The organism is Vibrio sp. OPT20 (genome assembly GCF_963889365.1).
In the GTDB taxonomy this organism is placed as follows: domain Bacteria; phylum Pseudomonadota; class Gammaproteobacteria; order Enterobacterales; family Vibrionaceae; genus Vibrio; species Vibrio splendidus.
Window position 1 is genome coordinate 178,360 of the sequence record NZ_CAWPOA010000078.1, and the last position, 14,418, is coordinate 192,777.

15 protein-coding genes are annotated in these 14,418 nt (G+C 44.3%); 9 read left to right on the top strand and 6 right to left on the bottom strand.

From position 1 onward, the window contains the following. Positions 1 to 5: 5 nt before the first annotated feature. Positions 6 to 614, top strand: coding sequence for a hypothetical protein (locus AACR09_RS17895; RefSeq protein ID WP_065105153.1), 609 nt, complete (start codon positions 6 to 8; stop codon positions 612 to 614). A gap of 389 nt (positions 615 to 1,003) precedes the next feature. Then, positions 1,004 to 2,185, top strand: coding sequence for an MFS transporter (locus tag AACR09_RS17900; RefSeq protein WP_102556190.1), 1,182 nt, complete (start codon positions 1,004 to 1,006; stop codon positions 2,183 to 2,185). Between the two features lie 99 nt (positions 2,186 to 2,284). Here AACR09_RS17900 and AACR09_RS17905 read toward each other — a convergent pair whose 3' ends face one another. Beyond that, positions 2,285 to 3,199 carry a DMT family transporter gene (locus AACR09_RS17905; RefSeq protein ID WP_193835486.1) on the bottom strand — a complete coding sequence of 305 codons (915 nt, stop codon included), beginning with the start codon at positions 3,197 to 3,199 and terminating at the stop codon, positions 2,285 to 2,287. A gap of 265 nt (positions 3,200 to 3,464) precedes the next feature. Then, entirely contained in the window at positions 3,465 to 4,367 is a 903-nt protein-coding gene (locus tag AACR09_RS17910; protein ID WP_102458619.1) for a LysR family transcriptional regulator, read from the bottom strand. Positions 4,368 to 4,481: 114 nt separating this feature from the next. Here AACR09_RS17910 and AACR09_RS17915 point away from each other — a divergent pair, with 114 nt between their 5' ends. After that, positions 4,482 to 4,790, top strand: a complete 309-nt coding sequence (locus AACR09_RS17915) for a putative quinol monooxygenase (RefSeq protein WP_193835487.1) — start codon at positions 4,482 to 4,484, stop codon at positions 4,788 to 4,790. Beyond that, a complete protein-coding gene (locus AACR09_RS17920; protein ID WP_017105672.1) occupies positions 4,790 to 5,185 on the top strand; it encodes a RidA family protein in 396 nt (131 codons plus the stop codon). The genes AACR09_RS17915 and AACR09_RS17920 overlap by 1 nt, the downstream gene beginning before the upstream one ends. Before the next feature lie 108 nt (positions 5,186 to 5,293). Here AACR09_RS17920 and AACR09_RS17925 read toward each other — a convergent pair whose 3' ends face one another. Beyond that, positions 5,294 to 6,037, bottom strand: coding sequence for an ABC transporter substrate-binding protein (locus AACR09_RS17925; RefSeq protein WP_081008119.1), 744 nt, complete (start codon positions 6,035 to 6,037; stop codon positions 5,294 to 5,296). Positions 6,038 to 6,123: 86 nt separating this feature from the next. Then, a complete protein-coding gene (locus tag AACR09_RS17930) occupies positions 6,124 to 7,017 on the bottom strand; it encodes a DMT family transporter (protein WP_017088615.1) in 894 nt (297 codons plus the stop codon). 123 nt (positions 7,018 to 7,140) lie between these two features. Here AACR09_RS17930 and AACR09_RS17935 point away from each other — a divergent pair, with 123 nt between their 5' ends. Then, on the top strand, positions 7,141 to 7,623 hold the full coding sequence (locus tag AACR09_RS17935) for a MarR family winged helix-turn-helix transcriptional regulator (protein ID WP_004732835.1): 483 nt from the start codon (positions 7,141 to 7,143) through the stop codon (positions 7,621 to 7,623). A 364-nt stretch (positions 7,624 to 7,987) separates the two neighbouring features. Beyond that, positions 7,988 to 8,425, top strand: a complete 438-nt coding sequence (locus AACR09_RS17940) for a DoxX family protein (RefSeq protein ID WP_050653186.1) — start codon at positions 7,988 to 7,990, stop codon at positions 8,423 to 8,425. A 155-nt stretch (positions 8,426 to 8,580) separates the two neighbouring features. Here the strand turns inward: AACR09_RS17940 and AACR09_RS17945 are convergent, their stop codons facing one another. Both AACR09_RS17945 and aceB read right to left on the bottom strand, forming a co-directional pair. Continuing rightward, positions 8,581 to 9,021 carry a GlcG/HbpS family heme-binding protein gene (locus AACR09_RS17945; protein WP_004732837.1) on the bottom strand — a complete coding sequence of 147 codons (441 nt, stop codon included), beginning with the start codon at positions 9,019 to 9,021 and terminating at the stop codon, positions 8,581 to 8,583. Between the two features lie 101 nt (positions 9,022 to 9,122). Continuing rightward, positions 9,123 to 10,748, bottom strand: a complete 1,626-nt coding sequence (gene aceB / locus AACR09_RS17950) for a malate synthase A (RefSeq protein WP_193835488.1) — start codon at positions 10,746 to 10,748, stop codon at positions 9,123 to 9,125. A gap of 313 nt (positions 10,749 to 11,061) precedes the next feature. Between aceB and gcl the strand changes: the two genes are divergently transcribed. From gcl to AACR09_RS17965, 3 genes are all read left to right on the top strand, one after another. Continuing rightward, positions 11,062 to 12,834 carry a glyoxylate carboligase gene (gcl, locus tag AACR09_RS17955; RefSeq protein WP_102445661.1) on the top strand — a complete coding sequence of 591 codons (1,773 nt, stop codon included), beginning with the start codon at positions 11,062 to 11,064 and terminating at the stop codon, positions 12,832 to 12,834. Positions 12,835 to 12,950: 116 nt separating this feature from the next. Beyond that, positions 12,951 to 13,727 (top strand): hydroxypyruvate isomerase, encoded by a 777-nt coding sequence (gene hyi / locus AACR09_RS17960; RefSeq protein ID WP_017092289.1) that lies wholly within the window; start codon positions 12,951 to 12,953, stop codon positions 13,725 to 13,727. Positions 13,728 to 13,764: 37 nt separating this feature from the next. Beyond that, a partial coding sequence (locus tag AACR09_RS17965; protein WP_228010737.1) for an NAD(P)-binding domain-containing protein occupies positions 13,765 to 14,418 on the top strand: 654 nt, incomplete at its 3' end.

Sequence of the window (14,418 nt, forward strand, 5' to 3'; positions counted from 1 at the left end):
GTATAATGAAAAAAATAAGTAAAATAATCATTGCGTTACCTATCATGTTTTCTAGTTTTGCGCATGCTGAGCAGAATTACTTTAATAGTTTCAGTTTTGGCCTTCAAGGTGGGCAAAATGAAGGTTTGGACCAATATTTAGGATCCAAATTTTCAGAGAAAGAAGAGCAAGACCTTGTGGGCGCATATGCTTCACTATCTTTCTCATTGACTAACAATGTATTCGTGGAAACTGAATTCTCTGGGATGAGCACCGGAAAAACTCAGTTTAGAGATCATTATGCTGGATTAGGGTTTAACAGTAACTATGTCAATGGAGTCGTGCCTTTTTTATCTGTTGGCGTAAATCGTATCGATGCAGAGCGACGCGAACTTGAGTTTAGTGAATATGCTCCTTCTGCGCATGTTGGTTTCAAATATACTCCAATTAGCTTTCTGACTTTTACTCCTAGTTATCGTTACTCTTACGTTGATAAAAATACGATGAATAAATACTCGCTAATGGGCGAGATAAACTTTACTGATTTTTTTGCGATTGAGTTAGGTGCAAGCTATAAAACTTATAAAGAATCTGAACAATGGTCTGGGGTAACAGGTTTAAAGTTCTACTTTTGATTTAAAAGTAAACCTGATTCCTTCCAAGGTTGCTACTTTGTAAGTTAAGAATACAGATCCTCATAGAATTGTTCTATGAGGATTTTTTCGTTCTTGCTGCTTATCTATAATACCCATTCAGTCTTCAGTCATTGTAGAGCTATGAGGATGCATTATGTACACCGAATGAATGCTACTCAATCACTTATTAAGGTCGATATGGTGTAATTCATAATTCATAATTCATAATTCATATTTTTTTCGACATTTAAAGCCTCCTCGTTTACCGCCACATTCTAATTTTACTATCAAAGGTTTCGTTGCTCACCTTGTAAATGCCAAGTTAATCATTTGTTGATTCTAATGAAACGAGAGTATGATGTTGGATTAATGATAAGGAAATTCTACTCATGAGTGAACCTGTTACGAATTGGAAAACGCCGCAAAACTTCTTATTACTGATTTCGATTGTTGTCCCTATTGCGTTTTCGAGCTGGATGGCTTTGCTGAATAACTTCGTGATTGAGAAAGCGAACTTTGATGGTGCCGATATTGGCTTGCTGCAAAGTGTTCGTGAGATCCCAGGCTTCTTAGCGTTTACCGTGGTGTTTGTATTGGCATTCATTCGTGAGCAACGCTTTATGTTGATATCGCTGGCGATGCTGACTGTAGGCACGGCGATTACCGGTTTATTTCCTACACTCACAGGCTTGTTGCTGACTACGGTTTTGATGTCTACGGGTTTTCACTATTTTGAAACGCTGAAGCAGTCTCTGTCACTGCAATGGTTGAGTAAAGAAGAAGCGCCAGAGATGCTAGGTAAGATGATCTCCGTTGGCGCGTTAGCCTCGTTAATCACTTATGGCTCGATTTGGATGATGCTAGAGCAATTTAAACTCGACTTTGCTTGGGTGTATGGCATTACCGGAGGCATCGGTTTTATTTTAGTTTTGGTGATGACCTTTGGTTTCCCTGAGTTTCAAACCAAGACTCAGCAAAATAAGAAATTGGTATTGAGAAAGCGTTACTGGCTCTACTACGCTCTCACCTTTATGAGTGGTGCAAGAAGACAGATCTTCACGGTGTTCGCAGGCTTTTTGATGGTAGAGAAGTTCGGTTACTCGGCTGCTGATATAACGCTACTGTTCTTAATCAACTATCTGTTTAATTTTTTGTTTGCCAAACGTATTGGTCGATTTATTGGTGTAGTCGGTGAGCGCAAAGCGCTGATCTTCGAGTATGTTGGTTTGATTGGCGTGTTTGTCGGTTATGGCTTGGTGCAAAGTGCCGAGTGGGCGGCTGCGCTGTATGTGGTCGATCATCTGTTCTTTGCATTGGCGTTGGCGATCAAAACCTATTTCCAGAAAATTGCAGATCCTGCTGACATGGCATCAACCGCGGGTGTCTCTTTCACCATCAATCATATTGCAGCGGTTGTTATTCCAGTCGCGTTTGGTGTGATTTGGTTATCGTCTCCTGCAACGGTTTTCTACATTGGTGCAGTGATGGCGGCGGTTTCTTTGGCGCTGTCTTTAAACATTCCTAAGAAGCCTGAAGAGGGTAACGAAGTCCGGATGTTCAGCTGGCGCTAAGTTGGTTTCAATCTGATGAGATAGACAAATAGCTCCAATAGCGATATTGGAGCTTTTTTGTATGTGCTGAATGGAATACCTAATTAACTTTTAATCGGATTAGCTTCTTACGGTTTTTAATCCACCACGCAGCTTGAAGATTCCCTTTGGTGCCTTGGTCAGCAAGATGCCACAAAGTAGAGGGATCATCATAAGCAGAGATTGTTCAGATAGAACCTCACCATTGATGTAGCAAGAGATCAGTAGCGCAACCACTGGGAAGATTAGGAAGCAGATAGACGCTTGGAAAGGCGTCGAAACTTGTCCTAATTTAAAGTAAGCCACAATGCCGCCAACACTCGCCACAAAGCCTAGGTAAACCACGGCTGAGATTGAATCCCAAGTGAAGGATTCAACATTCACGCTTTCACCCATCGCTGAAACTGCGAACAAGAATAGAGAAGCAATTAAGCTCGGAACGGCGTTGTAGGTAAGTACTTCGATGCCTTTACAGTGCTTTTGAACTAAAACATACATCACTGCGTGAATGGCAACAGCAAGGCCTAAGCAAACCGTGCCAATAAGGTAGTCATCACCACCCATTTGCATTTCATTGCCAAGGATTAAACATAGGCTCACAACAGCTGTGACCAAACCAAAGATTTGATGTTTCGCCAATCGTAGACCTAAGAATAAACCCGACATCAGCATGACAGCGACTGGCATGTTGGCGAAGATGATCGACGCTAGACCAGAAGAGATGTATTGCTCACCATAGATCATCAAAGTGAACGGAATAGCAAAATACATCAGTGCCACAATAAGCAGCCATTGACGTTTACCTTTAGGGAAAAGCAAAGGTTGGTTGAAGATTTTTGCTAATACCGCAAGCAGAGGTGCTGCAAGTAAAAAACGTAACGCAGTGGCAAAAATAGGTGGGATAGAATGCAATGCCACTTCCATAGCGAACCAAGTGGTTCCCCAAATTAAGCAAACAGAGACAAAAAGCAAGATAGTTAGCGACTTCGAATTCATGGTGACTACTCATTAATAATTATTTTAAATCATAGGCTTGTGGCGCCTTAATGACGTGGCACAGTATAGAAAGGTAGTCGGAGAAAAGTTTTGCCTTTTTATCTCTAATTTGAGTTTATTGTGGAAATTAAATCTCTAATGTAGTTATTTTGAAGAAAATTATTTTATTTTAGATAACTTAAACAAAGTCATTATTCTTTGTGAGGTTTAATGTTGGTCGATAAATCGTCAGTTTAGCGACGTATGGCAATTTGGTTGAAAGATATTAAGAATAAGATTCAGCGTGTTGTTTTAGGTGTTCAATAAAGGCGCGAATTCTGGCTGGCACCTGTAACCCATAATTATGGACGACATAGAAAGAGGCTTTAAGAACTTGATCTTTGGGCAAGATGTTTACCAATGTCCCTTTTTTCAGGTCTTCTTCAATTGCTTGTTTAGGTAAACAGGCAATCCCCAATCCATTTAAGGCCATCATGCGGATGGTCGGAACGCTATCTCCGATTCGACTTGCCCTGAATTGATACGTGCTTACTTTGCCCTTATTAATTTCAAAGCTTCTTTGGCTGTTGATTCCTTCCCACTGATTGGCAATGTAGTCATATTGGGAGAGGTCACTTGGCGTGATTGGCTGCGGTATTTGCGCCTTAGTAAGATAATCAGGGTGACAGCACAGTACCTGATGAAGCTCTCCGAGCTTAATTGCACGAGACGTTGAATCAGGAAGAGCCCCAACAGTGACCGACAGGTCTATGTATCTCTCGATAAGATCTACGCGCATATCGTTGGCCAATAGTTGAGGCTCGATACGAGGGTGGCTTTTCATAAACTCACACATTGCAGGTCCAATAAGATGTGTCATCAATGTGTGTGGGGATGTGATGGTGATAGTGCCTGCAAAATCAGAACAGGACTCGCGCACTTCTTCTTCCGCAAGCGACATTAATTTTCGCATTTCTAAGCATCGTTGATAAAAACGTTGTCCAGCGTCGGTTAAGGATTGGCGACGTGTTGTTCGAGTGAGTAATTTCACACCAAGGTGTTGCTCAAGCCCTTGTAAGTGATGGCTAACGACAGACTTTGAGAGATCTAGCTTATCAGCTGCTTTCGTTATGGAGCCCGATTCTACAATTTGGGCGAACACTTGCATGCGATGCAATTCGTTTTTCATGGTGGTTCATTGTCTTATTAAATCGAACTATGTTTCAAATATTACTGTATTTATCTATTTTAACAAACAAGTAAGATTCTCCTCGTACCTTAACAAAATAAGAAAACGGAGAGAATGATGACTATTTTAGTGCAATTTACCTTGAGCCATACTGAAGATAAAACGGCAGAGATCGTTGAGTTTTTTAACGAAATATTGCCAGATACTCGTACTTTTAACGGCAACCTTTCTGCGGAGCTTTATCAAAAAGATTTGGCAGAAAATTCCTTGGTTTTATGTGAAGAATGGAAAAGTACCGCTCACTTTAATGAATACATTGCTTGGCGCAAAGATATTGGTGATTTTGACCGTTTAGGCGCGATGCTTACGGATATGCCAATTATCACCGTCATGTCAAAAATCGTCACAGCCTCTGAGGGGTAATGATGAATAAGATATGGAGCCCTTCTTCAGTACCCGCTCCAGCCGCTAATTATCATCAATGTGCGTTAATCCCCGCAGGTTCAACGCGGTTGCACATCGCTGGGCAACTAGGGATTGATTGCGAAGGGATGGTGGCTGAAAGTGCGGAACAACAGATTGTACTGGCTTGGAAAAATCTGAGAGGTGTGCTTCAGGCAAACCAAATGGATATCGAAGATTTAATCAGTGTAAGGCTGTACTTAGTGGATCGGAATGATATGTCTGATTATCAAGCCGCAAAGCAGCGATTGCCTTTCGATGTTGGTGGTCTCCCAACGACATTACTGTTTGTACAAGGGCTCTTTGACGAGCGATGGAAAGTTGAAATTGAGGCCGAAGCGGCGAAACTGATTTAAGTCGATCGCTGTATGCTCAATTGACACGAAAGACATGATATGAAGCAAAAAGCCCCTTTATTTAATCAGACTATAAAGGGGTGATTTCTTATCTAGAAATATTGCTACTCAGCGACGCATAGTGATTTGGTTGAAATCGATCCAACCATTCGCCAGCTGCTCAACAGGATTAACTGTTTTAGCATAATTGAGTTGCTGTTTTACGTGGAAAATCGGTCTATAAACACCGAACTCTATTAATTGTGCCTCAAGCTCTAGAAAGGCCGATTGTCGCTGGTGGTAGTCATTGAGACCCCATAGCTGTTCAAGGCTTTTGTTACGCCACTGTTTTTGCTCGTCAGTTAAACAAACCTCTAAGGCAATAGAACTTTGTAGCCATCCCATCCAGCTGCTGTCGAGATTGTCTGAAAACACTTCACCACTGATCAATATATCCGCATTTTGTAGATTGCTTTGTTGGCAAAAGTCCGGGAATTCGAGCACTTGATATTCGCAAGCAAAACCAAGTTCATTTAATCGCTCACAATAATGGCGAGCCATTTTTATGTGATCAAACAATTGGTAGGTCAGAATCTTTATTGGTTGGGTCGGTTTAGTTAGTGAGTCAGCCAGATGCTGGGCGGCTTTCAATGCGTCTTGGTCACTGTTGTTAATAAGTTTAGAGCTTGATGGCTGGTTAGACGTAGCAAGCATTCCGCAGGCGTAGCCGACAGTGTCTAGAGGAATATCTTTAGCGACACCAAGTATGCGGAGTAATTCATTCAGTGATTTAACGCGCTTTGCTTCTCCGAACCAAGGATGGCGATGTGGGTTTATTAATGCGTGTTCACAACCCTTTTCCCACTGTTCCATCTCTGCTAGTTCACCGATGGCCTGGCCACCAACAAAAACGCGCCTATGTAAGGCGCGTTTTTATCAATACGTTTAGGATACAGTATCTACTGCGTAACAGGCTTAACTTGTTTGGTTTGTCTTACTGCAAGGATGAGCTGCGGTAGTAGTGACATTACGATCATGCCTGTCATTAGCGAGTACTGTACTGGAGTGAAGGATTCACCCATCAACACCATGCCTGTTACGATGCCAGCAACCGGGTTAGCGATGCCACCGAAGGTGAAATCAACCACCGACATACGTTGCAGTAACCATACATACATGCCGTAACCTAGTGCTGTATTCAGCCCAATCACCCACAATAGACCCATAGCGTTGCGAGTATCGAAATGAGTGACAGCATTAACATAAGGTTGTGGGTCGATGAACGCATGAACGCCAGACGCGACAGATAAAATCGTACCGCCTAAAATCAGCTGCCACGTTAATACCTTCCACCAATGCATGCGGTTACCCAGTGACTTGGTAATGCTGCTGCCGATGACAATACACATGATCGCGGCGAACATGGCGCCTAAACCAATTGGATTCAAAGCGATTTGGCTTGGATTAAACAATATCCACGCTAAGGTGATCAAGCCAATACCAGACAGCGCTTGAATCAAATGTGGGCGTTGCTTTTTCACTACCCAGTGGAAGATCATCGCGAACACCGGCACAGAGATCATACCCACTCCAGAGATCGCCGAAGGTAGCGTTAACGCCATTACGAAGATCAAGCCAAAGAAGGTCGCAATATTGATAAGGCCCAATGTGAAAATGATCTGCCACTCACCTTTTTTAGGCAGTGTTGGTTTTACCGCTAGCAATAACAAACCAGCAGGTAACGCACGCAAAGCACCCAATAATAATGGTGGCCACTCCTGTAGCGTAAATTGCGTCACTGCATAGGTTGTTCCCCAAAAGAATGCGGGGATCATTGCTAATAATATGTTCATCTGAAATATCTTTACGTTAAGATAACTATTGTGTGAACTGTATACTGAGAACTAGTGGTTGTAAAGTATCTTTATGTTAAACTAGTTTGAAGTAATCAGACTAATAACGGAGCGAGATTGCAAATGGATGCTATCGACCGCGTAGTAGAGCAATGGGCAAAGGAAAAGCCTGAGCTAGAAACTGAGCCTATGGCAATGATGGGCCGGATTATGCGTATTGCCAAGTATATGGAGACGCAAGTTGCCGAGCTTCATAAAAAATACGACATGAAGCTGGGTGAGTTTGATGTACTGGCGACGTTGCGACGTTCTGGAAAGCCTTACCGACTGACTCCGTCAGAACTGATCGGGTCGATGATGCTGACATCAGGTGCGATGACCAATCGCCTTGATAAGCTAGAAGCCAAAGGGCTGATCAGTCGTGAGCACAGTAAAGAAGACAGACGTAGCGTGAGTGTTCAGTTAACCAAAGATGGTCTCATTCTGATTGATCAAATGATGACCGAACATGTCGAAACGCAGAAAAAGCTCGTTAAATCACTGTCTACTAGTCAGAAGAAAAATACTAACCAGTTGCTTAAAACATGGCTGAGTGCTTACGAGTAATTGACTGGCTGGATCGGCTTGCTGAATTTATTGAACTTAGCTAACTCAAACTGATTTGAAAACCGAAGTGATGAGCTTCGGTTTTTTTGTGCTTGTTAAACGGGGTTATTTCTCTGACTCATTTAGATGGCTTAGGTTGAGCCGAGGCTCTCCAGCACTTCTCTAACTTTTTCAAAGCAAGTGCTTCAATGAATTTAAGGCAATGGTAACAGCATTGAGGTTGTTTAATCTTCGGATTTAGTCAGTAATTTGTATGCGAGTATGTCTACTAAAATTTCAAACAAGTTGTTCTATTTTTCTCGTTATCATCTTAATGCTAAGTCGAATAACCTATCGGCAATGAAACTTATCAAGGCTTAGAACTATGAACACCAGATTGAACGACACACTGACTTTTTTCGCTCGTATTTTATTGGCTTACTTGTTTATTCAAGCGGGTTGGGGAAAGCTATTTAGCTATGAAGGAACGGCGGGATACATGGCTTCTCAAGGAGTCAGCGCTTACTTATTACCTTTGGTTATCTTACTTGAACTTGGTGGTGGGCTTGCGATTCTAGCTGGATTTATGACTCGCTTTACTGCGTTTTCGATTGCGTTTTTCTCTTTGGTTTCTGGTGTTATGTTTCACTTCGATCCAAGTTCGTCGGGGCAAATGATTCACTTCTACAAAAACGTCTCTGTTGCTGGTGGGTATCTAGCGTTAGCGGTACTTGGCGCGGGATCGTTTAGTGTTGATTACTGGCTGTCTAACAAGTTGAAGGAAGACGCTAAATGGACGCGCTTAATGGTTCTTGTTCGTTAGTGTTTTTGTCCAATCGCAGTTTATTCGTTAGCGTTGTTGGCGCAGCTTATGAATAAAAAACCGAAGCCTAATCGCTTCGGTTTTTTGTTGCTGAATCAAAATTTAAAGTAATGTTTTCAGTATGGTTTGTTTTAAATATGGTGCTAAGTGACGGACTAAGCTTGGAGCATCTCGTCACTGAATAGCTCAGCACAACCAATGCCGTTGATGGCGCAGCTTTCGTCGATGTCTGAGATATCACCGCTGACCCCAATTGCACCCAATACCGTTTTATCCTTATCTCGAATCAGTAGCCCCCCTGGCACTGGCACCATGTTTCCGTGTGCGAGCACGTTTACGGCGGAGATGAATGCTGGTCGGTTGTCAGCATCTTGGGCGAGTTTTCTAGAGGAACAGCCCAGTGCGAGTGCTCCCCACGCTTTAGCGATCGCGATGTCTGGTCGCATCATGCTAGAGCCGTCTTGACGTTGCAAAGAAATCAGCTTGCCACCGCTGTCTAAGACGGCGACCGTCAAAGGCTCAGTGTGGATCTTGTTTCCTGCTTGTAAGGTGCCATCAATGATGGTTAACGCTTGTTGTAGAGTCAAACTTCCCATGTTATCTCCTAGTTTTTCAAGGGGCTGTGTACCAAGCTAAGTCAGCCAATCATTACTCTTGTTGTGAATATCATCGACTGATTCATCTCGGTACAAGAGTCCTAACTGGACTCTTGTAACAGCCCATAGCTGGGTAAAGTTAGGAAGGCGGCGAACTCTTCGGCTGTAGAAAGTTGATAGAAAAGATCAGCTGTCTCTTCAAATCGACCTGCTGAATAGCGCGAGTCTCCGACTTCATGTTTTATCGTGTCTAACTCCTGGTAAAGCCAAGAGTGGAACAGTTGTTTGGTAAAGGTTTGGCCGTCATCAAGCGTGACGCCGTGGTGGATCCATTGCCAAATATTGGCTCTCGAGATCTCAGCGGTCGCCGCATCTTCCATAAGGCCGTAGATAGGTACACAGCCGTAGCCTTGAATCCAAGCTTCGATGTAATACAGCGCGATGCGGATATTTTTACGTACTCCTGCTTCGTCGCGGCTGCCTTCACAAGGTTTTAGCAACGAGTCTGCATTGATCACATGCTCTGGGCTTTGGAAGTCCATTTGGTTTACTTTGCCATCGAGGTGCTTATCAAAGATCGACATTGCCAAATCAACCAGTGCAGGGTGCGCGACCCATGTGCCATCGTGTCCGTTTTGAGATTCTCTCTGTTTGTCTTCAATTACTTTGGCAGTCACACGCGCCATCTCTTGTGGGTCTTTTGCTGGAATAAAGGCTGACATGCCACCCATTGCTAGTGCGCCGCGAGCATGACAAGTGCGTACTAACAGTTGGCTGTAGGCGTTAAGGAACTCTTGATCCATGCCGATCCCATGACGATCTGGCAGGATGCGGTCTTTATGGTTCTTCAGCGTTTTGATATAGCTGAAGATGTAATCCCAACGGCCACAGTTCATCGCTACGATATGATCGCGCATTGCATACAAGATCTCTTCCATCTGGAACACGGCTGGTAGTGTCTCAATCAAAACCGTCGCGCGAATGGTGCCTTTGGGTACATGGAAATAGTGTTCGGTGAAGCTGAAAATATCGTCCCACCATTGTGCTTCTTCCATGCTTTCTAGCTTTGGAATGTAGTAGTAAACCCCTAAACCTTGTTGTGCACGTGATTGATAGTTGTGGAAAAAGTACAAGGCGAAGTCCATCAAGCAACCGCCGATAGGCTGATTGTTGAATTGGATGGACTGCTCAGGCAAATGAATGCCACGTGGTCGAGCGATCAGCAGTGCAGGATCGTCGTTTAATTGGTAACTCTTCTGCTTCTTCTCATCGAAGTAGCTAATGGTGCCAAGGTTGGCGTCTCTTAGGTTGATTTGCCCTTCGACCATATTGGCCCAAGTAGGAGAAGACGCATCTTCAAAGCAGCACATGAAGACTTTCGCGCCTGAGTTTAGCGCGTTGATCACCATTTTTCGTTCGATAGGCCCGGTGATCTCTACGCGGCGATCAAGCAGCTCTGGCGGCGGTGTTGCCACTTTCCATTCATTATTCTGGCGAATGGAAATGGTGTCCTTTCTGAAATTGGGTAACTCACCCTCGTCATATTGAGCTTGTTTTACGTCGCGGTCACTTAGCAGGGTATGACGGCGATCTCCAAACTTATTGACGAGAGCTTCTAAGAATTTTAATGCATCTTTAGACAAGATCTCTTTGTACTCGGAGTTGTCCATCTTCCCAAGTACCTGCATACATTGTACTTCTTCTCTCTCTTTTACGTCATTCATCATTGTTGTCTCCTTTAAACAATACGATGTCACTTTGTATACAAAATGCTCTTTTTAAGGATATTTATATTGCATAAATTGTAAACAAGCAAAGGGTATTTAACATTTATTTATCATTTGGTCTTTTTGTAATTTATTTTTACGTAAAGATATTTTATGTAAAGCAATGAATTGTAAGCTTTTCAGGGTTAGTGCTTACTCAAAGCGGCTGTGTGATGTAACGAAATTGTTTCATTTTGGGGTTGATAAATAGCTAGGATGGTTCATAGTACACAAAAGTTAGTTTAATTGTATACAATCTGAACTGGAGGTTCGAATGGCAATTATGAAAGCGATTGAAGCAGCGGTAGAGGTGCTTAAACGTGAAGGTGTAGACATCGCATTTGGTGTTCCCGGCGCAGCAATTAACCCTATGTATGCGGCTATGAAAAAGCTCGGAGGAATCGACCACGTCTTAGCTCGTCACGTAGAGGGTGCATCCCATATGGCTGAAGGGTACACGCGTACTAATCAAGGCAATATAGGTGTGTGTATTGGTACTTCTGGTCCTGCGGGAACGGACATGATCACGGGTCTTTATTCTGCGACTGCAGATTCGATTCCAATTCTATGCATCACCGGCCAAGCGCCACGTGCTCGTCTTCACAAAGAAGATTTTCAAGCGGTCGATATTGAATCTATCGCTAAACCAGTGACTAAGTGGGCGACTACGGTGCTGGAACCTGCACAAGTGCCACGCGCATTCCAAAAAGCCTTTCATTTAATGCGTTCGGGTCGCCCGGGTCCAATCCTGATTGATCTACCGATCGATGTTCAGCTGGCTGAGATTGAGTTTGATATCGATACCTATGAACCGCTAGAACCTTATAAGCCACAAGCAACCCGCGCGCAGGTTGAGAAAGCATTAACCATGATGTCTCAATCGGAAAAACCGCTGATTGTATCGGGTGGTGGCGTGATTAATGCTGGCGCTTCCGAATTGTTGCAACAGTTTGCCGAGATCACTGGAGTTCCTGTGATTCCAACCTTGATGGGTTGGGGCTCGATCCCAGATGATCATGAATTAATGGCAGGCATGGTAGGGCTACAAACGTCTCACCGTTACGGCAACGAAACCATGCTCAACTCTGACTTTGTGTTTGGTGTCGGTAACCGATGGGCAAACCGTCATACCGGCTCTGTCGATGTTTACACCGAAGGTCGTAAGTTTGTTCACGTTGATATTGAACCGACCCAAATCGGTCGCGTGTTCTGCCCAGATTTAGGCATTGTCTCTGATGCGAAAGCAGCACTAGAGCTAATGGTTGAAGTGGCGCAAGAGTGGCGTGATGCTGGCAAGCTGCCAAACCGAAATGCTTGGGCAAGTGAGTGTCAGGAACGCAAATCGACCATGCTGCGTAAAACCAATTTCGATGAAGCGCCAATGAAACCGATGCGTGTTTATGAAGAGATGAACAAGGCGTTTGGTCGTGATACTTGCTATGTGAGCACCATTGGTTTGTCGCAAATTGCTGCCGCTCAGTTCCTGCATGTTTATAAGCCTCGTAACTGGATCAACTGTGGTCAAGCTGGCCCATTGGGTTGGACAACGCCAGCCGCATTAGGCGTACGAGCTGCTGATCCAAATCGCGATATCGTTGCTATCTCTGGAGATTACGATTTCCAATTTATGATCGAAGAACTGGCGGTAGGTGCTCAATTCAACCTGCCATACATTCATGTGTTGGTGAACAACTCGTACTTAGGATTGATTCGCCAAGCACAGCGCCAATTTGATATCGACTATTGTGTACAACTGGCGTTTGATAACCAGAATGCGCCTGAGCTTGAAGGCTACGGTGTTGATCATGTTGCGGTTGTTGAAGGCCTAGGCTGTAAGGCAATTCGAGTTCGTGAACCAGACCAAATTGCCGCTGCGTTTGAGCAAGCCAAAGAGCTGATGAACAAGCATAAGGTCCCGGTTGTTGTTGAGTTGATTCTTGAGCGAGTAACCAACATTGCGATGGGCGTTGAAATCAATGCTATTAACGAATTTGAACCGCTTGCCGAAAGCCGTGGCGATGCTCCAACGGCGCTGGCGTACAAGTAATCATTAAGTCATGTGTATCCGTAGAGTTGAGGTTTAGCTCTACGGAAAGTCTCCAATAGAGCGAGGCTTTACTACAAATAACCAGATTTTTACAGATAAAGAATAAGGACAGAGTCATGGCAAAATTTGCAGCAAACTTGTCAATGTTATTCACGGAAGTTGATTTTATGGACCGCTTTGAAGCTGCCGCAGAAGCGGGCTTTCAAGGTGTGGAATACCTTTTCCCTTACGCCTTTGATGCTCAGGCAATCAAAGCAAAGCTCGATGCTAACAACTTAGAGCAAGTGCTATTCAACCTGCCTGCGGGTGATTGGGATGCTGGCGATCGTGGTATCGCGGTCGACCCAGCACGAGTTGAAGAATTTCAAGCGGGTGTACCTAAAGCCATCGCTTACGCAAAAGCGCTCGGTTGTACTCAAGTGAATTGCTTGGCGGGGATTGTTCCGCAAGGTGTCACTCAACAAGACGCGCAATCGGCGTTTGTGATTAACCTGCATTACGCGGCGAACGCGCTAGCAGTAGAAGGCATCAGCTTAGTGATAGAAGCGATCAACACCCGTGATATTCCGGGCTTCTTCTTAAACACCACAGAGCAAGCCAAAGCGATCATCAAAGAGGTAGGGAGCGATAACCTTTCTATCCAATACGATATTTATCACATGCAAATTATGGAAGGCGATTTAACGCCGACCATGCAACAGAACATTGGCCAAATCGCACACGTGCAACTGGCTGATAACCCTGGCCGACACGAACCGGGTACTGGCGAAATCAACTACCCATTCGTGCTCAACTATCTTGATGAGCTTGGCTATCAAGGCTGGGTGGGCTGCGAATACAAACCTAAGACGACAACGACAGAAGGCCTTGGTTGGCTGCACCAGTACCGTTAATTGCGTCTGGTAACCCTCAAACGTTAAGGAGAACAACATGTCTAAAATTGCATTTATCGGAACTGGCATCATGGGTAAACCTATGGCGAGTAACCTTCAAAAATCGGGTCATGAATTGATTCTGTCGGATCACTTTAATGCAGCACCTGTCGATCTTGTGGCAGCAGGCGCAACGGTCTGTCATTCACCAGCAGAAGCGGCTGAAGCAGCAGATATCATTATCTTAATGGTGCCGAATACCCCTCAAGTTGAAGATGTCCTGTTTGGTGACAACGGTGTTGAGAAAGGCCTAATGGCGGGCGGTGCAGCTGGAAAACTGGTTATCGACATGAGTTCAATTTCGCCAATCGCGACCAAAGCAATTGCAGCGCGAATCAACGAAGGCGGTGCTTCATACCTTGATGCACCGGTATCAGGTGGCGAAGTAGGCGCTATCAATGCGGCGCTGACTATCATGGTTGGCGGTGAGCAAGAAGCCTTTGATAAAGCACGACCTCTGTTCGAAATCATGGGTAAGAACATCACGCTAGTAGGCGACAACGGTGCGGGTCAAACCTGTAAGGTCGCAAACCAAATCATCGTTGCTCTGAATATCGAAGCCGTGTCTGAGGCGCTCGTATTTGCTTCGAAAGCCGGTGCTGATCCAGCGCGAGTACGTCAGGCTTTATTAGGTGGCTTTGCTAACTCTAAG